Origin of the sequence: Paenibacillus sp. FSL E2-0190 (genome assembly GCF_037992965.1) — a bacterium.
In the GTDB taxonomy this organism is placed as follows: Bacteria; Bacillota; Bacilli; order Paenibacillales; family Paenibacillaceae; genus Paenibacillus_AQ; species Paenibacillus_AQ odorifer.
This window is the reverse complement of sequence record NZ_CP150306.1, coordinates 6,331,253-6,353,714: the sequence shown is the minus strand read 5'-3', so window position 1 is coordinate 6,353,714 and position 22,462 is coordinate 6,331,253. Positions and strand designations below refer to the sequence as shown.

General features: G+C 45.9%; 20 protein-coding genes, 14 tRNA genes and 4 rRNA genes. 34 read left to right on the top strand and 4 right to left on the bottom strand.

The features are described from left to right. Window positions 1-14 precede the first annotated feature (14 nt). The 8 genes from rplQ to NST25_RS27935 all read left to right on the top strand — a co-directional run bounded on the left by rplQ (window position 15) and on the right by NST25_RS27935 (window position 6,706). Window positions 15-380 (top strand): 50S ribosomal protein L17, encoded by a 366-nt coding sequence (gene rplQ / locus NST25_RS27970; RefSeq protein ID WP_019908254.1) that lies wholly within the window; start codon window positions 15-17, stop codon window positions 378-380. A 317-nt stretch (window positions 381-697) separates the two neighbouring features. Beyond that, window positions 698-1,480 carry a tRNA pseudouridine(38-40) synthase TruA gene (truA, locus tag NST25_RS27965; protein WP_036680587.1) on the top strand — a complete coding sequence of 261 codons (783 nt, stop codon included), beginning with the start codon at window positions 698-700 and terminating at the stop codon, window positions 1,478-1,480. A 229-nt stretch (window positions 1,481-1,709) separates the two neighbouring features. Continuing rightward, window positions 1,710-2,147 (top strand): 50S ribosomal protein L13, encoded by a 438-nt coding sequence (gene rplM, locus NST25_RS27960; protein WP_036680589.1) that lies wholly within the window; start codon window positions 1,710-1,712, stop codon window positions 2,145-2,147. Between the two features lie 20 nt (window positions 2,148-2,167). Next, complete coding sequence (gene rpsI / locus NST25_RS27955; protein ID WP_025706574.1) at window positions 2,168-2,560, top strand: 30S ribosomal protein S9; 393 nt, start codon at window positions 2,168-2,170, stop codon at window positions 2,558-2,560. 227 nt (window positions 2,561-2,787) lie between these two features. Continuing rightward, a complete protein-coding gene (locus NST25_RS27950; protein ID WP_036680616.1) occupies window positions 2,788-3,480 on the top strand; it encodes a phosphoadenylyl-sulfate reductase in 693 nt (230 codons plus the stop codon). A 37-nt stretch (window positions 3,481-3,517) separates the two neighbouring features. Further along, window positions 3,518-4,687, top strand: a complete 1,170-nt coding sequence (sat, locus tag NST25_RS27945) for a sulfate adenylyltransferase (protein WP_076186611.1) — start codon at window positions 3,518-3,520, stop codon at window positions 4,685-4,687. 78 nt (window positions 4,688-4,765) lie between these two features. Next, window positions 4,766-5,506 carry an N-acetylmuramoyl-L-alanine amidase CwlD gene (cwlD, locus tag NST25_RS27940; RefSeq protein WP_076186609.1) on the top strand — a complete coding sequence of 247 codons (741 nt, stop codon included), beginning with the start codon at window positions 4,766-4,768 and terminating at the stop codon, window positions 5,504-5,506. 90 nt (window positions 5,507-5,596) lie between these two features. Next, the gene (locus tag NST25_RS27935) at window positions 5,597-6,706 is read left to right on the top strand and encodes an Mrp/NBP35 family ATP-binding protein (RefSeq protein ID WP_076186606.1); all 1,110 of its coding nucleotides are present in this window, start codon (window positions 5,597-5,599) and stop codon (window positions 6,704-6,706) included. A 59-nt stretch (window positions 6,707-6,765) separates the two neighbouring features. Here NST25_RS27935 and gerD read toward each other — a convergent pair whose 3' ends face one another. Then, window positions 6,766-7,452 carry a spore germination lipoprotein GerD gene (gene gerD / locus NST25_RS27930; protein WP_036680627.1) on the bottom strand — a complete coding sequence of 229 codons (687 nt, stop codon included), beginning with the start codon at window positions 7,450-7,452 and terminating at the stop codon, window positions 6,766-6,768. Window positions 7,453-7,584: 132 nt separating this feature from the next. Here gerD and NST25_RS27925 point away from each other — a divergent pair, with 132 nt between their 5' ends. Together NST25_RS27925 and NST25_RS27920 are read left to right on the top strand one after the other, a co-directional pair. Beyond that, window positions 7,585-8,175 (top strand): KinB-signaling pathway activation protein, encoded by a 591-nt coding sequence (locus NST25_RS27925; RefSeq protein ID WP_038574906.1) that lies wholly within the window; start codon window positions 7,585-7,587, stop codon window positions 8,173-8,175. Window positions 8,176-8,609: 434 nt separating this feature from the next. Continuing rightward, window positions 8,610-9,431: a PPK2 family polyphosphate kinase gene (locus tag NST25_RS27920; protein WP_076186604.1), complete on the top strand. Its 822-nt coding sequence runs from the start codon at window positions 8,610-8,612 to the stop codon at window positions 9,429-9,431. Window positions 9,432-9,481: 50 nt separating this feature from the next. On the opposite strand, the gene pdaB is transcribed toward NST25_RS27920, so the two are convergent. Then, window positions 9,482-10,285, bottom strand: coding sequence for a polysaccharide deacetylase family sporulation protein PdaB (gene pdaB, locus NST25_RS27915; RefSeq protein WP_036680629.1), 804 nt, complete (start codon window positions 10,283-10,285; stop codon window positions 9,482-9,484). A 108-nt stretch (window positions 10,286-10,393) separates the two neighbouring features. Here pdaB and NST25_RS27910 point away from each other — a divergent pair, with 108 nt between their 5' ends. The 20 genes from NST25_RS27910 to NST25_RS27815 all read left to right on the top strand — a co-directional run bounded on the left by NST25_RS27910 (window position 10,394) and on the right by NST25_RS27815 (window position 18,258). Next, entirely contained in the window at window positions 10,394-11,005 is a 612-nt protein-coding gene (locus NST25_RS27910; RefSeq protein ID WP_076186601.1) for a stage II sporulation protein M, read from the top strand. A 254-nt stretch (window positions 11,006-11,259) separates the two neighbouring features. Beyond that, a complete protein-coding gene (locus NST25_RS27905; RefSeq protein ID WP_036680631.1) occupies window positions 11,260-11,490 on the top strand; it encodes a hypothetical protein in 231 nt (76 codons plus the stop codon). A 360-nt stretch (window positions 11,491-11,850) separates the two neighbouring features. Beyond that, window positions 11,851-13,408 (top strand): 16S ribosomal RNA (locus NST25_RS27900). A 124-nt stretch (window positions 13,409-13,532) separates the two neighbouring features. Further along, window positions 13,533-13,649 (top strand): 5S ribosomal RNA (rrf, locus tag NST25_RS27895). A gap of 46 nt (window positions 13,650-13,695) precedes the next feature. Then, window positions 13,696-13,772, top strand: a tRNA-Ile gene (locus NST25_RS27890). 24 nt (window positions 13,773-13,796) lie between these two features. After that, window positions 13,797-13,872 (top strand) — tRNA-Ala (locus tag NST25_RS27885). Window positions 13,873-14,041: 169 nt separating this feature from the next. Further along, a 23S ribosomal RNA gene (locus tag NST25_RS27880) occupies window positions 14,042-16,967 on the top strand. A gap of 74 nt (window positions 16,968-17,041) precedes the next feature. Beyond that, window positions 17,042-17,158: ribosomal RNA gene (gene rrf, locus NST25_RS27875) — 5S ribosomal RNA — on the top strand. Together the 16S, 23S and 5S rRNA genes with 14 tRNA genes alongside form the textbook arrangement of a ribosomal RNA operon. 6 nt (window positions 17,159-17,164) lie before the next feature. Further along, a tRNA-Asn gene (locus NST25_RS27870) sits at window positions 17,165-17,240 on the top strand. Window position 17,241: 1 nt separating this feature from the next. After that, window positions 17,242-17,317 (top strand) — tRNA-Thr (locus NST25_RS27865). Window positions 17,318-17,328: 11 nt separating this feature from the next. Beyond that, window positions 17,329-17,403 (top strand) — tRNA-Glu (locus NST25_RS27860). A 40-nt stretch (window positions 17,404-17,443) separates the two neighbouring features. After that, window positions 17,444-17,519: transfer RNA gene (locus NST25_RS27855), tRNA-Val, on the top strand. 43 nt (window positions 17,520-17,562) lie between these two features. Next, window positions 17,563-17,637, top strand: a tRNA-Gln gene (locus NST25_RS27850). A 5-nt stretch (window positions 17,638-17,642) separates the two neighbouring features. Further along, window positions 17,643-17,715: transfer RNA gene (locus tag NST25_RS27845), tRNA-Lys, on the top strand. A gap of 16 nt (window positions 17,716-17,731) precedes the next feature. Then, window positions 17,732-17,815: transfer RNA gene (locus NST25_RS27840), tRNA-Leu, on the top strand. A gap of 6 nt (window positions 17,816-17,821) precedes the next feature. Beyond that, window positions 17,822-17,896 (top strand) — tRNA-Gly (locus tag NST25_RS27835). A 7-nt stretch (window positions 17,897-17,903) separates the two neighbouring features. Then, window positions 17,904-17,980: transfer RNA gene (locus tag NST25_RS27830), tRNA-Arg, on the top strand. A gap of 31 nt (window positions 17,981-18,011) precedes the next feature. Next, window positions 18,012-18,085, top strand: a tRNA-Pro gene (locus NST25_RS27825). An 11-nt stretch (window positions 18,086-18,096) separates the two neighbouring features. Further along, a tRNA-Gly gene (locus tag NST25_RS27820) sits at window positions 18,097-18,170 on the top strand. Window positions 18,171-18,184: 14 nt separating this feature from the next. Then, a tRNA-Pro gene (locus tag NST25_RS27815) sits at window positions 18,185-18,258 on the top strand. Window positions 18,259-18,358: 100 nt separating this feature from the next. Here NST25_RS27815 and NST25_RS27810 read toward each other — a convergent pair. Both NST25_RS27810 and NST25_RS27805 read right to left on the bottom strand, forming a co-directional pair. Continuing rightward, on the bottom strand, window positions 18,359-18,772 hold the full coding sequence (locus tag NST25_RS27810) for an ImmA/IrrE family metallo-endopeptidase (protein ID WP_036681396.1): 414 nt from the start codon (window positions 18,770-18,772) through the stop codon (window positions 18,359-18,361). Between the two features lie 28 nt (window positions 18,773-18,800). Continuing rightward, on the bottom strand, window positions 18,801-19,232 hold the full coding sequence (locus NST25_RS27805; RefSeq protein WP_076129758.1) for a transcriptional regulator: 432 nt from the start codon (window positions 19,230-19,232) through the stop codon (window positions 18,801-18,803). A 285-nt stretch (window positions 19,233-19,517) separates the two neighbouring features. Between NST25_RS27805 and NST25_RS27800 the strand changes: the two genes are divergently transcribed. The 4 genes from NST25_RS27800 (at window position 19,518) to NST25_RS27785 (ending at window position 22,462) form a co-directional block, all read left to right on the top strand. Then, window positions 19,518-20,018, top strand: coding sequence for an ArpU family phage packaging/lysis transcriptional regulator (locus NST25_RS27800; RefSeq protein ID WP_094902361.1), 501 nt, complete (start codon window positions 19,518-19,520; stop codon window positions 20,016-20,018). Window positions 20,019-20,550: 532 nt separating this feature from the next. Continuing rightward, window positions 20,551-20,964 (top strand): DUF6838 family protein, encoded by a 414-nt coding sequence (locus NST25_RS27795; protein ID WP_076303124.1) that lies wholly within the window; start codon window positions 20,551-20,553, stop codon window positions 20,962-20,964. Next, window positions 20,961-21,140 carry a hypothetical protein gene (locus NST25_RS27790; RefSeq protein WP_076220512.1) on the top strand — a complete coding sequence of 60 codons (180 nt, stop codon included), beginning with the start codon at window positions 20,961-20,963 and terminating at the stop codon, window positions 21,138-21,140. Before NST25_RS27795 ends, NST25_RS27790 begins: the two co-directional genes overlap by 4 nt. Continuing rightward, the gene (locus NST25_RS27785; protein WP_076303125.1) at window positions 21,140-22,462 is read left to right on the top strand and encodes a phage tail sheath family protein; all 1,323 of its coding nucleotides are present in this window, start codon (window positions 21,140-21,142) and stop codon (window positions 22,460-22,462) included. The genes NST25_RS27790 and NST25_RS27785 overlap by 1 nt, the downstream gene beginning before the upstream one ends.

Here is a 22,462-nt window from a genome sequence, read left to right as displayed (position 1 = left end):
GGAGGGAAAACACAATGGCATACCAAAAATTGGGCCGTGATTCCAGTGCGCGTAAAGCGTTATTTCGCGACATGGTAACGGATCTGTTTTTATACGAGCGCATCCAAACAACGGAAGCTAAAGCGAAAGAAGTTCGTTCTATCGCTGAAAAGCTGATCACTAAAGCTAAAAAAGGTGATCTTCATGCTCGTCGTCAAGTAGCTGCATTTGTTCGCCGCGAGACTGTTGATGGTGAACAAGATGCAATTCAAAAATTGTTCTCTGACATCGCTCCTCGTTACACTGAGCGTCCAGGTGGATACACTCGTATCCTTAAACTAGGACCTCGTCGTGGCGACGCTGCGCCTATGGTTTATCTTGAATTGGTAGACCGCGCGTAGTATCACAAGTATTGATTTCCGATGCTTCCCTTTCATCCAGCCCTCTTTGGAGTAAAGATGGGGGAAATATCAGCGTTATTGTGCTGCAGAGGCGCAAGACTCTGCTGTACTAATAACCGTGGGAATCACCTTGGTTCAATTGAAGGAGCTCCCGCAGGGGCTCTTTTTTTTGAAATTAAGGATCCTATAGGACTTGTAGTTCTATATATGAAAAATGGATGCCGTCCTTCTAGGGACGGCGAAGCCATTTCTTCAAATAGAAGATCAGACAGTGCTTCGATCGACGTTCTGCTGACCGGTTTAAAAAGGAGAACGGAATGCGTAATCTATTGATGAAGGTCAATTATGACGGAACGAATTATGATGGCTTTCAGACCCAGCCTCAGGGCAATACGATTCAGGATCGGCTGGAGCAAGCCATACTCCATCTGACAGGTGAGAAGCTTAAGATTACTGCTTCAGGCCGCACAGATGCCGGAGTACATGCCTATGGCCAGCCTTTTAACTTTACAACCTCCTCTCGAATCCCAACTGAACGTTGGTGTCTAGCGCTTAATGCCCGGCTGCCACAAGACATCGTGGTTACAGAGGCTAGGGAAGTTCCGCTAACGTTTCACTCTCGTAGAGGGGCTAAGCGTAAAACTTACCGATACACGATCAATGGCAACAGGTTTCCAGATCCGTTTCAGCGGCGCTGGCAGCTTCACCATCCAGTGAAGTTGGATATTCCTGCGATGCAGCAAGGCTTAACGCAAATTATAGGGACACATGACTTCACTTCGTTTGCATCACGACGGTCTACGAAGACTTCTCATGTACGAACGATCTTTGAAGCTCATATGGAAGTAGACCGCAGTATGTGCCGACCCTCTTCATCAGATCAAGGAGTTATCCATACTTATATAACGGGTAGTGGATTTCTTCAGCACATGGTTCGCATTATTATGGGGACTTTGATCCATGTGGGGGAAGGTAAAATACCTGCTGATAAGGTTGCTGAAATATTGGCAGCATGTGATCGATCACATGCTGGTCCAACAGCTGTGGCCATGGGGTTAGCTTTGTGGAGTGTTGAATATGACGAGATTGAAAGTGAATAGTTTTTTCTATAAATTTCTTCCTGATTAATAGGCTAAATGTTTAAAAATCACTTGCACTTGTTATGTTTATACTGTAATATAAAAGTTGTGTTTTCTTGATGGCTATCCCACAGCCCCGATCGAGAAAATGCCAAAAAAATGCTTTGCTTAACTCACATAATCGTAATTCAATGAGAAACAAGATATACGAAACAGAAGATTTTCGTACGAGAACAAGGAGGAAACATTCATGCGTACCACCTATATGGCGAAGCCGAACGAAGTTGAACGCAATTGGCACATTATTGATGCCGAAGGCAAAACACTCGGTCGTTTGGCCAGCGAAGCCGCTGCTTTGATCCGTGGCAAACACAAACCGCAATTCACTCCACACGTTGATACAGGAGATTTCGTTATCGTTATCAACGCTGAGAAAATTCACTTGACCGGTAAGAAATTGCAAAACAAAAAATACTACCGTCACTCGATGCACCCAGGTGGTTTGAAAGTTACTAATGCTGAAACTCTGCTGAATACTAAACCAGAACGCGTAATTGAATTCGCGGTTCATGGTATGATTCCTAAGACTCGTCAAGGGGACCACATGAAGCTGAGATTGAAAGTATATGCAGGCGCCGAGCATCCACATGCAGCACAAAAACCTGAAGTTTACGAACTTCGCGGATAAGAATAGAGGAGGACAGTTTCATGGCACAAGTACAATACTATGGGACAGGTCGTCGTAAACATTCGGTAGCACGTGTTCGCCTTGTACCGGGTGAAGGACGCATTGTCATTAACAAACGTGAGATGGACGAATATTTCGGTGTGGAAACACTGAAAATGATCGTAAAACAACCTTTGAACCTGACTGAAACACTGGGCAACTACGATGTAATCGTTCTTGCACATGGTGGCGGCATTTCCGGTCAAGCTGGAGCAATTCGTCACGGTATCTCCCGTGCATTGCTTAAAGTTGACCCTGAATATCGCGGTGCATTGAAGAAAGCCGGCTTCCTGACTCGTGACCCACGTATGAAGGAACGTAAGAAATACGGCTTGAAGGCTGCACGTCGTGCGCCTCAGTTCTCGAAACGTTAATATCTACAGAATTCAACCCTTGGCCATATGGCCAAGGGTTTTATTTTTGTTGCCCCTTTCCACAAGAAATGGGCTTTTTTTGCATCTATTTACTAATTCTAACGGATGAAACGCATTGACTTCCTCAGTAAAAGTTATATACTATTTCATATAGAATTAGTTGGTTTTATTACTTCTTTTACCTCATTTATTCATACGATTAATATTTTGGATGGAGGAATACCTTAATGAACCTGCTCGAGAAAGAGGATTTAATCAAAGTTAAGGCCGAAGAATTAGAAACTGCTTCACCCGAGGAAATTATCCGCTGGGCTGTAGAAACATTTCCTAACATTACTTTTGCCTGCAGTTTTGGTGCCGAAGATGTAGTGCTAGTTGATATGCTTCACAAAGTTAGTCCGTCTACAGACGTCTTTTATCTCGATACAGATTATCATTTTAAGGAAACCTATGAAACCAGAGATTTGATGGCAGATAAATACGGGCTGGAGTTCGTACGAGTGTCTCCACAAATCACTCCGCAGGAGCAAGCACTTCAACACGGTGATGCGTTATGGACAGTAGATCCTAACCAATGCTGTGGGATTCGTAAAGTAGAGCCGCTGACTCGCATCCTATCTCAATATGAAGCTTGGATTACAGGCATTCGTCGTGACCAAGCGCCTACCCGTGCTAATGCCAAAAAGGTTGAGTATGATTATAAATTTGGTTTGGTTAAGTTTAATCCAATTGCGGATTGGACAACCGAAGATGTATGGAACTATATTCGTGAAAATGATGTAATTTATAACCCTCTACATGACCGTAACTATCCAAGTATCGGCTGTGAGCAATGTACACGTCAGGTTATGCCTGGTGAAGATCCGCGTGCTGGACGTTGGGCTGGATCAGAGAAGACTGAGTGCGGATTACACAAGTAGGACCTATCCCCGTGAGAACACAGAAGGAGAGACGATAATGACTTCAATACGTCCGCATGGCGGAACATTAGTTAACTGTGTAGTAGAGGGTACAGAAAGAGAAGAATTACTGCAGCTTGCACGTGATTATAAGGCGATTGCCGTGAACACCTGGACTTTATCTGATTTGGATCTAATTGCGGTAGGTGCATTTTCTCCACTGACTGGATTTTTGAATGAACAAGATTATCACTCCGTAGTCAAAAACATGCGTTTAGCAGATGGCACAGTGTGGAGCATTCCAATAACACTTGCTGTAGAAGAGGATGTGGCCTCTGGTTTAGCTATTGGAGACAAGGTATCTCTAATCGGTGAAGAGGATGGCGAGATCTACGGTTTATTGGATATTGAGAGTATTTATACGGTTGATCAAAACCTTGAAGCGCAAAATGTATTCAAAACAACAGACCCTGAACATCCAGGAGTAAGTAAGCTGTTGGCCCGCCCGGCTATCTATGTAGGAGGACCAATTACAGTGCTGAATAGACCACAGCCAGAAAAGTTCGGAGAATTTTATTTTGACCCTTCAGCTACACGTAAGATATTTGCAGACAAGGGCTGGAGAACAGTTGTAGGCTTCCAGACGCGTAACCCTGTTCATCGTGCACATGAATATATTCAGAAGTGCGCTATGGAGGTTGTAGACGCTCTGTTCTTAAACCCGCTAGTGGGTGAGACGAAGTCTGATGATGTACCGGCAAATGTACGAATGAAGAGCTACCTGGCGCTTTTGGAGAATTATTATCCTGAGGATCGTACCTTTCTAGGTGTTTTCCCGGCGGCCATGCGTTATGCTGGTCCGAGAGAAGCGATTTTTCATGCTATGGTTCGCAAAAATTATGGCTGCACCCATTTTATTGTCGGACGTGACCATGCGGGCGTAGGTGATTACTACGGAACTTATGAAGCGCAAGAAATTTTCGCGAATTTCACCGCTGAGGAACTTGATATTACTCCATTATTTTTTGAACACAGCTTCTTCTGTAAAAAATGCGGAAATATGGCTTCCAGTAAAACCTGCCCACATCCTGGCGATGATCATATGACTTTGTCGGGTACAAAGGTACGGGCTTTGCTTCGGGAGGGTCAATGTCCGCCTCCTGAATTTACGCGACCTGAGGTTGCGCAGATTCTAATTGAAGGCATGACTCAAGAAGTAACAGCTTAATCATCGTTAGCTAGTACTATTTGGCCTTCTTGTCCCATATAGATGAGTATTATCTATCGGGACGAGGGGGTCTTTGTTATGTCTGGCCGAAAACACAGTAAAGTCTCGGTCTGGATCTCATGGAGCAGTATCAAAAAATGTATGCTGGGCGCGGCACTGCTGGCTATAATGATCGGTATTATAGCGTATGACATGCCTACTGCCAAAACGTTAAATTATTGGAGTCTGCCTTTGTCTGGTAAAGTGATCGCTATCGACGCTGGACATGGGGGAGCAGATGGAGGGGCAGTTAGCCGGGAAGGGCTAATTGAGAAAGACATTAATCTTGCAGTCTCTCTTTATTTACGTGATTACCTGCAACAGGCAGGGGCTATTGTTGTAATGACCCGTGAAGGGGATTATGATTTGGCTCAGGAGGGCACTAAGGGCTATTCTAAGCGCAAGACTGAAGATCTTAAGCAAAGAGTAAGAAGTATTGAAGAGAAGGGCGCAGATCTTTTTATAAGCGTTCACATGAACAGCGTGCCTTCAAACCGATGGAGCGGGGCGCAGACCTTTTACTATCCCAATCACAAGGATAATAAAGCTATCGCAGAGTTTGTACAGAGTGAGCTGAAGACTACACTGGAGAATACTGATCGTGTAGCTAAGACTGTAAATACTGTTTATCTACTAAAAGCATTAAAAATACCTGCGATCCTTGTAGAGGTCGGTTTTTTGTCGCACCCTCAGGAATCAGTTCTACTCGGAGATGATGTTTATCAACGCAAGGTAGCGACTAGCATATATCGTGGCATTCTTCGTTATGCTTCCGAGTAGCCGGGACTACTCATCAGGAGATGGGTAATGCTATAATAGACAAAAACTCCGGAAGAATTCTCCTCCGGAAGGGAAACAGAGGTGCTTTCCATGCTGACTAGGGAACATATCCAGGAAATACTGCAGTCAATAATAGACCCGGAAACCGGAAAAAGCCTTGTGGAACTACAGCTGATCCGTGACATTATGATTAAAGAAGATCGTATATCTTTATCAATCGTGTGTCTGGATCCTGAAGAGCAAAGTCGCATGGATCTAGAACAACGGGTTCGTGAGTTGCTTGAAGCAGGTGGAGTCACTAATGTGCATATCCGGCTGCGTGATGCAACCGATTATGAACGTGCTCTGCTTCGAGGAGAGAGTGCCGGGGAAGAGCCGTTGGTTGATGAACCGGGGAAACTTAAGGGACATGCAGCAGGCCTTGACGATCATGAATTAATCAATGAGAACTCTGGTGTTAACTTTATCGCCATTGCCAGTGGTAAAGGCGGTGTTGGAAAGTCTACGGTTACTGTGAATTTGGCAGTAGCTTTGGCTAGAAAAGGTAAAAAGGTTGGATTGATTGATGCGGACATTTATGGGTTTAGCATCCCTGATATGATGGGAATCGAAGAGGGACCCGTTGTAGAAGAGGGAATCATTATTCCTGTGGAACGTTTCGGAGTGAAGGTCATGTCTATGGGCTTCTTTATCCGTGAGAATAGTCCGGTAATTTGGCGGGGACCTATGCTTGGCAAAATGCTGCGCCAATTCTTCGGTGATGTGGGCTGGGGAGAACTTGATTATATGCTGCTTGATCTTCCTCCAGGTACAGGTGATGTGGCGCTTGACGTACATCAGATGCTTCCTCACAGCAAAGAGATTATTGTTACTACCCCTCATGCTACCGCAGCGTTTGTGGCGGCTAGAGCGGGCTCTATGGCTCTGCAGACAGAACATGAGATTATTGGGGTCATTGAGAACATGGCTTATTATGAGTGTAAAGACTGCGGTAAAAAAGATTATATTTTTGGCAGAGGCGGAGGCGCTCGGCTTGCGGAGACACTCCATACGGAGCTGCTTGCACAAGTTCCATTGGGCGCACCGGACAACCATATTTCTGAACCGGATTTCTCACCTTCCGTATACAAGGAAGACACAGCAACTGCGTTGTTGTTTGCTGATATCGCCGATAAGCTGATTGCGAAATATGAGCACTAATTATTATGCATAAAAAGAGGCCGTCCCACTTTGTTAGGTGGGATAAGGCCTCTTTTTGGTTATGTGCTTGAATCATCGCCGCTACCGCTGCCACTTTCACCACCGCTGCCGCTGCCTTCCTGTTTATCGCCGCTTTCGCCGCCCTTTTTCTGTTCCTTCGGTTCGAGCTCGTCCTGAACGACCTTTTTAAGTAAATTCAATACCTCCATCCGGAATAATGGAGTCTGCATAGATTCCTGGATGGTCTTCATGGATTGCTTTCGGTAGTCAGGTGTTTTGGTGAGATTAAGAAACATGGTCATCATTTCTGGAGACTTCATGATTTCCTCGACGGATTTTTGATAGGTGGGATCTTTAATTAGTTGCAGGTGCAATTCTTTGCTTTGTGATTGAATGGCTTTAGCAAAATCGCCTGCGAACTTGGGATCAGTCATAATTTTCTCGATTTCCTTTTGATATTCCGGTGCAGTGAGGGTATCTTTAACAGCGGTTTTTATATCCTCTGTTGTTTGAAGTGGCATCATTTTCATACTCATTCCGCTGGTGCCTCCAGAACTGGAATTTGATAATGATTCCTCAACTGCTTTTTTTCCATCTTCACTTTTTAATATATCAATAACCATGGTCTTCATTTCTTTATAACTGCCCTGACCAGAAGAAGAACTGCTCTGCTCACTTCCGCAAGCCGTTAAGGCCATAACAAAGCTTAAAGCCAAACCCACAGATCCGATAAATCTCCATTTCATTGGCGCTGCCCTCCTTTATTAGGATTCTCCAGTTGTATTATGCCGCATTAACACACATTTATGTTGCTGATGTAATGGTGTTTTGTCGGTATCCTTGGTAAAATAAATCTGACATAGGGGGAGGTGAAGTGGCTGAGTATAAAAAAATGGTTTTATTTATTTTGGACAACCCTTCTAATAGGAGCGGGCGGAGCAGTAATCGCAGGTCTGGCACTGCAATTCGTGAACGGTCGAATTGATTTCAAAAGTGTCGCTGATTTCTTTTTATACCCGCTGATACTATTCGGCTACGGTATGCTTGTCAGTGTTTATGCGCAACTTGGTTTTTTTGCTTATCTAATTTTAAATTACATGGGCAATGGTGTTTTCCCGCCAAAAATTTGGAAATACATACAACTGGTGCTTTCTGTGCTCGCATTGCTTGAACTGATTTTTTTGCGTACCGTCGTTGGCGGGGAAAGAAGTGTCTTGTCTGATCTAATATTAGGAATCTTTATTTTGTTAGCTGCCATTATTGTGTCTTATTTCAAAGTGAAAAGTACAAACATCTCAGCTTGGATTCCAACCCTCTTTTTTATGACAGCTATTTCAATTGTGGAAATTATCGGCGTGCTCCGTATAGGTGTTGATAGTGCGACAGTGTTTATTGTTGTTCCGCTCATCGCCTGTAATGCATTCCAAATTTTGATGCTTCACCGTATTCTCAAGCCGGCAGCCGGATAAAGGCTGGGGCGAATTCAGCAAATCATGAACCCCGTGCTCTGGCCTTCAGAAAACGGGGTTTTTTGCTCTAGAATGTATCCTAACGATTAAAATCCGCTGGAGGAGGTTAATCTTAAAGAACAATAGAGCGGATTCTTTGTGTGTAGCAACGCTCACAAAACTAAGCAGATGCTTCCTAAGTGAGTTTTGTACGAAGTTTTTCAATGATGCATATGCTTCACAAAACTAAGCGTATGCTTCCGAAGCAGTTTTGTACGTAGTAATACAAGCGTAGCACCGCTCACAAAACTAAGTAGATGCTTCCGAAGTGAGTTTTGTACGAAGTAATACAAGCGTAGCACCGCTCACAAAACTAAGTAGATGCTTCCGAAGTGAGTTTTGTACGAAGTAATACAAGCGTAGCAACGCTCACAAAACTTTTAGGAGGGGAATATATGGACATCAAGCGTTATATGATAAAAGACACAAATGAAATCCAGCTTAACAAGCTGGACCCGGACGATACAGGTAACTTTAAATCAAAAAAAGAAGCAGAAGCCAAAACAGAGCAGTTAAAGGAACGGTTGGCAGAGCTTCAAGATATTCTTTTTGCACAGAAAAAGCATTCACTGCTCGTAATTCTGCAAGGGATGGATTCCAGCGGTAAAGATGGAACAGTTAAACATATTTTTTCAGGGATTAATCCACAAGGCTTTATAGTGACCAGCTTCAAGAAACCTTCTCTGGAGGAAGAGGCTCACGATTTCTTATGGAGAGTGCATCAAAAGACACCCCCTAAAGGCTACATCTCTGCATTTAACCGCTCACACTACGAAGATGTATTGGTACCGCGGGTACATGGGGGACTGAAAAAGGATGACTTGAAGCGCCGCTTTCGTTACATACGGCAGTTTGAGGAGATGCTGGTGGAAGAGGGAACGACAATTATCAAGTTTTTTCTGCATATTTCAAAAGAAAAGCAGCTTAAGAAAATAAAAGAACGGCTTGAAGATCCCGAAAAACACTGGAAATTCGACGCAAGTGATCTACAGGAGCGGGAATTTTGGGATGATTACCAAGAGGCATATGTAGATGTTTTTAAGGAGTCAAGTATTGATAAAGCACCCTGGTACTGGATACCAGCCAATCATCAATGGTACCGCAACTATTTGGCCTTATCCATCGTTGTAAAGACACTGGAGAGTCTGGATCTGAGCTATCCGAAGCTGAATACCCCCACACCCGACATATCGGAGCTCATTTCCCCGCGTCATTAATATTTGGATAAGACCAACATCTATTGCGGTACCTAAGATTGGGAGGAGCGTTACAGCCCGGCAGCATCCTCTAAGGCACTATTTAGTGAGGCCGAGTCGCGAACCTCTTTACCCTCTGCATTGCTTTGGCTGATCAGCTCAGAGACAGTAACGAATTCATAACCTTGTCTGCGGAGCTCATCGATAATTTGCGGAAGAGCTTCGTGAGTTTGTTTGCAGGAATCACTGGCATGTAGTAGAACGATATCACCAGGATGTGCTTTAGTCGTTACACGCTTCACGATATTGTCTACACCTATGTTCTTCCAGTCTAGAGAGTCTGTGTCCCACTGGATGACTTTGTAACCAAGATCATTGGCCACTTGCAGAACTCTTTTGTCAAAATCACCATTAGGCATACGAATTAAATTTGGTTCTTTACCGGTTAATTCTGTAAGCACAGTGTGAGCCGTTGTGATCTGAGTGCGAATCTCTTCGTTACTTAGAGTGCTGTAATTGACGTGTTTATGGCCATGACTGCCAATTTCGAATCCTGCGTTTTTAATGCTTGTTACAATATCCGGGTGAGTCTTACTCCATGGTGACGATAGGAAGAAGGTGGCTTTGTCCACTTTCTTGTCTTCAAGTACCTTCAAAATTGGTTCGGGTCTCTTTTCCCCCCAGCTAATATCGAAGGTTAGGGCAATCAGCTTCTTCTCTGTTGGCACACTGTAAATGGCAGAAGGTCCAGCCTCAGAAAAAACGGTGATATTACCCCTCTCGACATAGACAACTCCAGCAGCAAGAAGCACAGCGGCGAAGATATAGATGAACCTTTTGATCTTTTTGCCGCTGAATACATAAAAAGAATTCATTAATGACAGCGCTCCTCTCCCATGCGAAATGCTTGTTTGTTCTAAATGTATGCTCGTACCGCACGGTTATGACCTAAGAAACAGAGATCACAATTTCAGGAGGTATTTATGTTGTCGTTCTTCACGTTTGTTAAAGATATTAAATCGATCCGCAAGGCTTTGCTGCTGTCCTGTCTGCTCTTCGTAATAGGAGCGGTTGTTGGCTGGGTAGCGACAAGTAGTCTGGAAAAACTATTGGTTCAGCAATTGGAAGGGCTTAGTGAGATCAGTGGGAACTTAAGAGATACCTCTAATCCGCAATGGAACTTCTTTGTATTTATATTTCTGAATAACGCCATCAAGGGCGTGGTTATTATTTTCCTGGGAGCGTTGTTCGGCATATTGCCAGCTATATTCTTATTTATAAACGGAGCGGTAATTGGCTACTTGATACATTTATCCGCACTGCAAGGGCAGGATTTGTTCGATTTAATCGTAAAAGGATTGCTGCCACACGGGATTATAGAGATTCCGGCAATCATTATCGCTTGTGCCTTTGGACTGCATTTTGGCGGGAAAGTGATTTCAAGTTTATTTCGATCTACAGATAGAAAAGAGGAGAAAAGCGCAGACTGGTCTGCATTCATGCGTCAAACACTTACGGCTTCCATATGGACTGTAATCCTGTTATTTGTTGCAGCCATTATTGAAAGTACAATTACTTTTTCACTTTTATCATAAAACTTCCGGGAATAGAGCATAACATTAAGGGCGTTCATCCAAGGATTGCCTAAAGGTAAGGAGTATATAATCGAGACGAAACCATAAAGGGAATTTTTAATAATTATGGTTATAAAAAGAGGACTCCGGTTAATCTAGTGTAAGAGGATCTTAAGGCAGCTTTCTCCATGAGATGTACTTACTGATTATGCAAAAAAAGGTTTTGGGGGTTTAGAGAAGGTGTTAATTGCAACTTCATGAAGGAGGCCAAGCATATGTTGGGAATGTTGTTTAATGAAAAGGAATGCAAGGAACTGGATTATGTTTTGAGAAAAGAACTAGATGAGATGCTGTTAGATTTGAGTGATCAGCGCTTGGACCAAAATATCAGGCACGCCATCGCTAATAGATATAAGACTGTATTCCGGATGTATGCTCGCTTCGCTCCTCAGAAAGAGCTTTCCAAGTATGCATGGGGTGGACGTTCTTCTCAGTATAAACACTGAAGATATACGAGAATTGCTACAGTTTTATAAAGTTTTCAGATTATTTAATAAAATAGCTTGACTAAAAAGGAGTGCTCATGATAAATTATATCTCGCGCTCCTTTTGCTTGTGTAAAAGGGAAGCGGAAGGCAAGAAAAATTGAAAAAAAGATTTTTCAAAAAAAAAGACTTGCCAAACAGCTTAACACTGTGATATATTATAAAGGTCGCCGCTGATAAACAACGACGACGAAATGAGAGACATTGATCTTTGAAAACTGAACAACGAGTGAGTGGGAAATCACGCAAGTGAAATCCAAAATTAGAGAATTAATTTTCTCGTCAGATGTTTCAAAATGAGCATATCGCTCTTTTCAATACTAATTGGAGAGTTTGATCCTGGCTCAGGACGAACGCTGGCGGCGTGCCTAATACATGCAAGTCGAGCGGAGTTATTTTGAAAGCTTGCTTTCAAAATAACTTAGCGGCGGACGGGTGAGTAACACGTAGGCAACCTGCCCTTCAGACTGGGATAACTACCGGAAACGGTAGCTAATACCGGATAATTTCTTTTTTCTCCTGAGAGAAGAATGAAAGACGGAGCAATCTGTCACTGAGGGATGGGCCTGCGGCGCATTAGCTAGTTGGTGGGGTAACGGCCCACCAAGGCGACGATGCGTAGCCGACCTGAGAGGGTGAACGGCCACACTGGGACTGAGACACGGCCCAGACTCCTACGGGAGGCAGCAGTAGGGAATCTTCCGCAATGGGCGAAAGCCTGACGGAGCAACGCCGCGTGAGTGATGAAGGTTTTCGGATCGTAAAGCTCTGTTGCCAGGGAAGAACGTCCGGTAGAGTAACTGCTACCGGAGTGACGGTACCTGAGAAGAAAGCCCCGGCTAACTACGTGCCAGCAGCCGCGGTAATACGTAGGGGGCAAGCGTTGTCCGGAATTATTGGGCGTAAAGCGCGCGCAGGCGGCTATTTAAGTCTGGTGTTTAAACCTTGGGCTCAACCTGAGGTCGCACTGGAAACTGGGTGGCTTGAGTACAGAAGAGGAAAGTGGAATTCCACGTGTAGCGGTGAAATGCGTAGATATGTGGAGGAACACCAGTGGCGAAGGCGACTTTCTGGGCTGTAACTGACGCTGAGGCGCGAAAGCGTGGGGAGCAAACAGGATTAGATACCCTGGTAGTCCACGCCGTAAACGATGAGTGCTAGGTGTTAGGGGTTTCGATACCCTTGGTGCCGAAGTTAACACAGTAAGCACTCCGCCTGGGGAGTACGGTCGCAAGACTGAAACTCAAAGGAATTGACGGGGACCCGCACAAGCAGTGGAGTATGTGGTTTAATTCGAAGCAACGCGAAGAACCTTACCAGGTCTTGACATCCCTCTGAATCTGCTAGAGATAGCAGCGGCCTTCGGGACAGAGGAGACAGGTGGTGCATGGTTGTCGTCAGCTCGTGTCGTGAGATGTTGGGTTAAGTCCCGCAACGAGCGCAACCCTTAACTTTAGTTGCCAGCAGGTAATGCTGGGCACTCTAGAGTGACTGCCGGTGACAAACCGGAGGAAGGTGGGGATGACGTCAAATCATCATGCCCCTTATGACCTGGGCTACACACGTACTACAATGGCCGGTACAACGGGAAGCGAAGCCGCGAGGTGGAGCCAATCCCATCAAAGCCGGTCTCAGTTCGGATTGCAGGCTGCAACTCGCCTGCATGAAGTCGGAATTGCTAGTAATCGCGGATCAGCATGCCGCGGTGAATACGTTCCCGGGTCTTGTACACACCGCCCGTCACACCACGAGAGTTTACAACACCCGAAGTCGGTGGGGTAACCCGCAAGGGAGCCAGCCGCCGAAGGTGGGGTAGATGATTGGGGTGAAGTCGTAACAAGGTAGCCGTATCGGAAGGTGCGGCTGGATCACCTCCTTTCTATGGAGAATCGTTCTCTGCAATGAGAACATTCAAATCGGAAGCTTAGCTTCCACAATAGAACCTTCGGGTTCGAACACTCACTCGTGTTCAGTTTTGAAAGAGCAAGTCTCTTTCGTATGCGTTTGGTGGCGATAGCGGAGGGGTTCCACACGTACCCATCCCGAACACGACCGTTAAGCCCTCCAGCGCCGATGGTACTTGGACCGAAGGGTCCTGGGAGAGTAGGACGTTGCCAAGCGGACAACCAATTCATTGGTTGATTCACAATGTTATATATGTTATATGGGCTTTTAGCTCAGTTGGTTAGAGCGCACCTCTGATAAGGGTGAGGTCGGTGGTTCGAGTCCACCAAGGCCCACCATATAACATTATAGAGTAATTTTATGGGGCCATAGCTCAGCTGGGAGAGCGCCTGCCTTGCAAGCAGGAGGTCAGCGGTTCGATCCCGCTTGGCTCCACCATAAATTTTTAAATGAATAACTTTTTTAACTTGATCCTTGAAAACTGGATACCGAAACGAATTTGCGTTTTAGAACATCTTTTAGCAACTTGTGTAAACAAGTAAATGTTATTAGTGAGATGATTCCAAAGAGAATGTCATCGTATGATATTTTCCTGCGGAAAAATCAAGGTTAAGCTAATAAGAGCACACGGAGGATGCCTAGGCGCCAGGAGCCGACGAAGGACGTGGCGAACAACGAAACTGCCTCGGGGAGCTGTAAGCAAGCTTTGATCCGGGGGTGTCCGAATGGGGAAACCCAGCTGTGGTAATTCGCAGTTACTCATTTCTGAATACATAGGAAATGTAGAGGCAGACCAGGGGAACTGAAACATCTAAGTACCCTGAGGAAGAGAAAACAATAGTGATTCCGTCAGTAGCGGCGAGCGAACGCGGAACAGCCTAAACCTAAGAGCTTGCTCTTAGGGGTTGTGGGACGTCTCACATGGAGTTACAAAGGAATATGGTAGGTGAAGAGGTCTGGAAAGGCCCGCGATAGAGGTAAAAGCCCTGTAACCTAAACTGTGTTCTCTCCGAGACGGATCCCGAGTAGTGCGGGGCACGTGAAACCCCGTATGAATCCAGCAGGACCATCTGCTAAGGCTAAATACTACCTGGCGACCGATAGTGAAACAGTACCGTGAGGGAAAGGTGAAAAGCACCCCGGAAGGGGAGTGAAATAGAACCTGAAACCGTGTGCTTACAAAAAGTCAGAGCCCTATTAATGGGTGATGGCGTGCCTTTTGTAGAATGAACCGGCGAGTTACGTTTAACATGCAAGGTTAAGCCGAGAAGGTGGAGCCGCAGCGAAAGCGAGTCTGAATAGGGCGAATTAGTATGTGGACGTAGACCCGAAACCGTGTGATCTACCCCTGTCCAGGGTGAAGGTGCGGTAACACGCACTGGAGGCCCGAACCCACGTACGTTGAAAAGTGCGGGGATGAGGTGGGGGTAGCGGAGAAATTCCAATCGAACTCGGAGATAGCTGGTTCTCCCCGAAATAGCTTTAGGGCTAGCCTCGGTATAAGAGTAGTGGAGGTAGAGCACTGATTGGGTGCGGGGTCCGCAAGGATTACCAAGCTCAGTCAAACTCCGAATGCCATATACTTATTGCCGGGAGTCAGACAGTGAGTGCTAAGATCCATTGTCAAAAGGGAAACAGCCCAGACCATCAGCTAAGGTCCCCAAGTGTGTGTTAAGTGGGAAAGGATGTGGAGTTGCACAGACAACCAGGATGTTGGCTTAGAAGCAGCCACCATTGAAAGAGTGCGTAATAGCTCACTGGTCGAGTGACTCTGCGCCGAAAATGTAACGGGGCTAAACACACCACCGAAGCTATGGCTAGATACTATGTATCTGGGGTAGGGGAGCGTTGTGTAGGGGTTGAAGGTGTACTGAAAAGAGCGCTGGACACTACACAAGTGAGAATGCCGGTATGAGTAACGAAAAGATCAGTGAGAATCTGATCCGCCGAAAGCCCAAGGTTTCCTGAGGAAGGCTCGTCCGCTCAGGGTAAGTCGGGACCTAAGGCGAGGCCGAAAGGCGTAGTCGAAGGACAACAGTTTGAAATTACTGTACCACCGTAATCCGCTATGAGCGATGGGGTGACGCAGGAGGGTAGTGACGCGGACTGATGGATGTCCGTCTAAGCAGTGAGGCTGATGTGTAGGCAAATCCGCACATCATTAAGGCTGGGCTGTGATGGGGAGCGAAAATTGTAGTAGCGAAGGTCATGATCTCACACTGCCAAGAAAAGCCTCTAGCCAGGAGAAGGTGCCCGTACCGCAAACCGACACAGGTAGGCGAGAAGAGAATTCTAAGGCGCGCGGAAGAACTCTCGTTAAGGAACTCGGCAAAATGACCCCGTAACTTCGGGAGAAGGGGTGCCCCGGTAGTGTGAATAGCACGAGGGGGCCGCAGTGAAAAGGCCCAAGCGACTGTTTAGCAAAAACACAGGTCTGTGCGAAGCCGCAAGGCGAAGTATACGGGCTGACGCCTGCCCGGTGCTGGAAGGTTAAGGGGAGTGGTTAGGGGTAACCCGAAGCTATGAACCGAAGCCCCAGTAAACGGCGGCCGTAACTATAACGGTCCTAAGGTAGCGAAATTCCTTGTCAGGTAAATTCTGACCCGCACGAATGGCGTAACGACTTGGGCGCTGTCTCAACGAGAGATCCGGTGAAATTTTAATACCTGTGAAGATGCAGGTTACCCGCGACAAGACGGAAAGACCCCATGGAGCTTTACTGCAGCTTGATATTGAATTTGGGTACGATCTGTACAGGATAGGTGGGAGCCGTAGAAATCGGAGCGCAAGCTTCGGTGGAGGCGCCGTTGGGATACCACCCTGATCGTATCTAGGTTCTAACCTAGTACCCTTACCGGGTACGGGGACCGTGTCAGGCGGGCAGTTTGACTGGGGCGGTCGCCTCCTAAAGAGTAACGGAGGCGTTCCAAGGTTCCCTCAGAATGGTTGGAAATCATTCGCAGAGTGCAAAGGCATAAGGGAGCTTGACTGCGAGACCTACAAGTCGAGCAGGGACGAAAGTCGGACTTAGTGATCCGGTGGTACCGCATGGAAGGGCCATCGCTCAACGGATAAAAGCTACCCTGGGGATAACAGGCTTATCTCCCCCAAGAGTCCACATCGACGGGGAGGTTTGGCACCTCGATGTCGGCTCATCGCATCCTGGGGCTGAAGTAGGTCCCAAGGGTTGGGCTGTTCGCCCATTAAAGCGGTACGCGAGCTGGGTTCAGAACGTCGTGAGACAGTTCGGTCCCTATCTGTCGTGGGCGCAGGAAATTTGAGAGGAGCTGTCCTTAGTACGAGAGGACCGGGATGGACGTACCGCTGGTGCACCAGTTGTTCCGCCAGGAGCATGGCTGGGTAGCTACGTACGGACGGGATAAGCGCTGAAAGCATCTAAGCGTGAAGCCCCCCTCAAGATGAGATTTCCCAATTAGTAAGACCCCTTGAAGACGACGAGGTAGATAGGTTGGAGGTGGAAGTGCAGCAATGCATGGAGCTGACCAATACTAATCGGTCGAGGGCTTATCCTATAGTTAGAATGCAGATTCGTTTCGGATTCAGTTTTCAGGCGATTAAGCCTGAGCATTTACGCTGTAAATGCCCGTTTGGTGGCGATAGCGGAGGGGTTCCACACGTACCCATCCCGAACACGACCGTTAAGCCCTCCAGCGCCGATGGTACTTGGACCGAAGGGTCCTGGGAGAGTAGGACGTTGCCAAGCGGATATTCCCTGATAGCTCAGTTGGTAGAGCACTCGACTGTTAATCGAGTTGTCACAGGTTCGAGTCCTGTTCGGGGAGCCATGCTCTCATAGCTCAGCAGGTAGAGTGCTTCCATGGTAAGGAAGAGGTCACCGGTTCGAATCCGGTTGAGAGCTCCACAGATTTGCAAGGCCCGTTGGTCAAGGGGTTAAGACACCTCCCTTTCACGGAGGTAACATGGGTTCGAATCCCATACGGGTCACCAACTTTTACTTGTTCTTACCCTTAGAGGGTCCCATAGATATGGAGGCTTAGCTCAGCTGGGAGAGCATCTGCCTTACAAGCAGAGGGTCGGGGGTTCGATCCCCTCAGCCTCCACCATAATCTTCCTAAGAGATTATGGGCAACATAGAGGTACCATCAATGGGGATTAGCCAAGCGGTAAGGCAACGGACTTTGACTCCGTCACTCATAGGTTCGAATCCTATATCCCCAGCCAAGTGCGAGCCATTAGCTCAGTTGGTAGAGCACCTGACTTTTAATCAGGGTGTCGAAGGTTCGAGTCCTTCATGGCTCACTTTTATTATTATCATGCGCGTGTGGCGGAATGGCAGACGCACCAGACTTAGGATCTGGCGTTTCACGACGTGGGGGTTCAAGTCCCTTCACGCGCACCACTTATTGCGGACGTGGCTCAGCGGTAGAGCATCGCCTTGCCAAGGCGAGGGTCGCGGGTTCGATTCCCGTCGTCCGCTCCATAATTTTGCGCCCTTAGCTCAGCTGGATAGAGCGTTTGACTACGAATCAAAAGGCCGGGAGTTCGAATCTCTCAGGGCGCGCCATTTTATTATTAAGCAATTATAGTATTTATAACGGGATGTAGCTCAGCTTGGTAGAGCACCTGGTTTGGGACCAGGGGGTCGCATGTTCAAATCGTGTCATCCCGATTTTCACCTTTGCGGGTGTAGTTCAATGGTAGAACTTCAGCCTTCCAAGCTGATAGCGTGGGTTCGATTCCCATCACCCGCTCCATAATTTTATAGTAACGGGATGTAGCTCAGCTTGGTAGAGCACCTGGTTTGGGACCAGGGGGTCGCATGTTCAAATCGTGTCATCCCGATACTCAGCTTAATCGCTGCTCAAATGCTCTTACTTCGGTAAGGGCTTTTTTGTTATGAATTGAATATACATATAAATACATTCTAAGAACGTATGTTCTATTATTCCTCCAAAAAAAATCGGACTTCCGGTGGAATTCCAATCCGTAGATAATAGTTTCTCCATGATTCCTCTTGTTCGGGGCTTCTGCCTGAAGATAATAATTTTACAGCAAATACATTAGCTTGACGTTCAAGCTTCCCAGGAGAGAAATAGGAGCTTTCCTCCAGAAAAAAGCGATTGATCCCCTTGTGAAGCCGATCATGTCCTAATTCATGCGCACAAACGAAGCGCTGCCATTCTACAGGCAACTCATTATGAATGACGATAAACCTTCTTCTTAATTTTCGATAATATAATCCCTTTGTGCCAGTCCCCAGATTCATGAAACGAATTTGAATGCCTAGTGCTGCGGCAAGCTCGAACGGGCAGTTGGTTTTATATTTTTTAATCAGACTATTGATCAGTTCATCCATGTTCTTCACCTGCAGCATGTTAGTATAGTTATTTAGTGTCTTTGGATTTTTTTCTCTTATTCATCTGTTTGGCTTCCCAGAACAATCCGGTTAGTACATCTTTTATCCTCTGTTTATCTTCTTTGTCTAATGGAATTCCGTCAAACATCAGCTCTCCATCATCCTCTAGCATTTTTCGAAAGTCTCTTTTATCTTTGCTTGTGGCCCAATCTGGGACAGCCTCATCGCTTGAAAGAGTCTGGTCCTGCAAATACCCTGCTTGATCCATTAGCTCCTCGTAGGGGACGCCAGTGGCCTCAGCAATTTTGCGTAACGTGGTTGGTTTAGGAACCCCTCTTAATCCATTCTCAATCCGGGAAATTTGCGAACCGCTGATTCCGGCAGCTACTGCTAATTGATTAATGGTGAGTCCCTTTGTTTCCCGAAGATGCTTCATATAATCCCCGAATTCCTGTTTCATCTCAACTCACTCCTTATTGGCTGTAACCTTATGATAATAATATAAGCCATTTTTGCCAATAGGTAAACAACAAAGCGTATATAATTGCCAAAAGGCAAGATAATGGAGGGATATACGCTCTTTTTCGATAAAAACAGCCTAAAACGGGGTTTTACGAGATTGGTAAAGAAGTGGTATATTATAGAAAAATACGAACAGAATACGAACAAGATTTATTTTATCACATTGGGCTGGAAAATTCCGCAAATTAAATCTCATTCAGTTAAACCCAAAAGGAGTGCATAAATGATGAACATATCAACTTTACCAGAGTTGGACCGTCGCCGAACCCAGGTCGCTATAGAGAGCATGTTGGAGAAATACCGTATTTTTAAGACCGTTACATTTGAAGCTAAGGAAGCAAGCACAACTTATTCATACACAGAAAGATTTCATGGTCCTACTAACACTGTAACTGATCAGACTGCTGCGATAGCTTCTTATAATGTGGACATCCCCGCCGCAAGGAGAGCTTATTGTTCCGCAATAGACTCTGTGGTAGAGAGACTCGATACGAGAGAACAGCAGCTGGTACGGGAAAGGTATATGAGAAGAGACGAGATGTACGATTATACGATTTACAATCATGTGTTTGATCCACCGGTAAGTAAGGACACTTACGTGAAGATACGCTCGAAGGCTTTTTACAAGATGGCATTAGCGTTAACGGATCTCGGCTTACTGTCTCTGCAAACTTTAGTAACAACAGCGCCTAGGGTAAAGAAAGAGAAAATGAGTATTACTTAATAGAAGTAGAATAGTTTGATTAGTAAAGAAGACTGTATCGTCCGAGCGGATGATGCGGTCTTTTTTTGAATTATAAGAAAGTATAAGTTTCAGGGTGTACTTTATCCTTATAATCCTCGCACAAATGCTTGCCGTCCATAAAAGGAGGGTCGAAAGCTCTTTAGCTTGTCTTCAATTGTGTACCTCCAAAAAAACGCTCTATACCATCCCAAAGCTAGCCAAAACCTCGTCCGTTTACCCTCTCCGCAAGGATAATATGGGGGTATGATTATAACATGGCAAATGAAGCAAAAGAACACCGCAAGAGCATGAATGCTCTGCTAATAGTTCCGCCCTAAGGGTCATGAGAACAAACCTAGCGGTGAAAGATTCTTCTCGCATTTACCTAATGAAGAAGGGATATTATCCAACCTCGGATAGTATCCTTTTTTCTTAAATCTAGTTGAGGGGGTGTCTGCTTAATGTTCATGCAGTTGAAGGTTAACACCATCAAGGATCGACGAACGGTCGCAGATCAGAAAGGAATGGAGTGATGTCGGTACAACAATTGCGAGAACATATTACAAGTACACTTGAACGGTATTTTCCTGATGTGCCTGTATATGTAGAAGGAGAAAAACCTCAAACCGCTTATTTTCATCCCGGATTGATCTCAGCAACACTGGATCGGCAGCGGGAGGGCAGGTATTTAGCGGTCTACCGTTTTGGCATCCGTTATGAGCAAGGCAATATGCTGGAGGCTGAGAGAATGGCAGATAAGCTAAGTGAGGTGATGGCAGGAATGGAGCAGGATGGTGGAGCTTTTCGTGTAGTTAGGCAAGCTTGGGAAGCTGGAACTGAAGGGCATGGGCCGCTGTTTACAGTTGACTATATGTTGTATTTGCAAAACGACAAGCCTGACAGCATTAAGATGGGACAAATGATTGGAGGAGAACGATTAAAATGAGTACTAAAGGGAGTAACGGGAATGGGTTCAGTAAGGAACAGATTGTGAATTCCCCACTTTTTACGCCGAGGGAAAAGGATATATTGAACGTTATTTTGCAGGATGGCAAGAACTATACGCTCGAAGAAGCAAAGCAATCTATGGGATTGTTCAAAAATAAGGAGGTAATGAACTAATGGCAGGCGGAACATGGACAACGCAAAATAAGGTGCGCCCTGGGGTGTACGTAAATGTAGCATCAAATCAAGGTGCCATCGGCAAAATGGGAGAACGCGGGATTACGGCATTGGCGCTTGCCCTATCTTGGGGAGAGCCGGGAGTAATCATGAGGATTACCCCGCAGGATGATGTGAATAAGCTGCTAGGAGTGGATTTGGAACATCCAACTCTACTGCCAGTGCGTGAAGCGCTGAAACGGGCGGGAACCTTGCTGCTCTATCGATTGAATGAAGGTGTTAAAGCGGCAGTCACAAATAACGGCCTTCAGGTAACAGCTAAATATGGCGGTGTACGCGGAAATGATCTTTTGATTGTGATTGAGAAAAATATAGAGAATGCTGCTCTTTTTGATGTAAAGACGTTGCTTAATGGAACCGAACTGAACAAGCAAACGGTCGGAACGGCTGAAGAGTTGGTCGCGAACGATTATGTTCAATTCCAGAAAAATGGTGCAGAAGGCTTGAAGCTAATTGCAGGCATGCCGCTTACAGGGGGGGCTAACGGAACCGTGACGAATGGAGCACATAGTGACTTCCTGTCTGCTCTTGAGGTGCAGGAATTCCAAACAGTGGGTCTAGTATCGCAGGATAGTGCTCTGAAGGCACTCTACAGTTCTTTTGTGAGACGGCTTCGGGATACAGAAGGGAAAAAGGTACAGGCTGTACTATCCGATTATGCGGCTGCAGGTCATGAAGGTGTGATTAGCGTGAATAATGGGGTAGTACTGAGCGACGGAACTACGATTGATAACGTCAATGCCGTTGCTTGGGTAGCTGGTGCTACAGCAGCAGCTGCTGTTAATGAATCGCTGACTTATCAGGGTTATGATGATTCGGTGGATGCTGATGTAAGACTTAGCCATTCTGAGACTACAGCTGCGTTGCTAAAAGGAGAGCTTATCTTTACTTACAGTGGCGGACGGGCTGTGGTGGAACAGGATATCAATACATTTACCGCGTTTTCACCGGACAAAGGCAAAGCATTCTCCAAAAATCGTGTACTGCGCGTGCTGGATGGAATTGCAAATGATATGAAGCGTATTTTTGAGAACTACTATATCGGTAAGGTCGCGAATAATGAAGATGGCCGTGCTCTTTTCTGGTCACAGTGTGCGACTTATATGAATGATTTGCAGGATATGGGTGCGATTGAGGGCTTTAACGCGCAGACAGATGTTGTAGTTGTGGCTGGTGCAGATAGTGATAGTATCGTGCTGGATGTGGCTGTGAAACCGGTAGATTCCGTAGAAAAAGTATATATGAAAGTGAAGGTGGTTTAA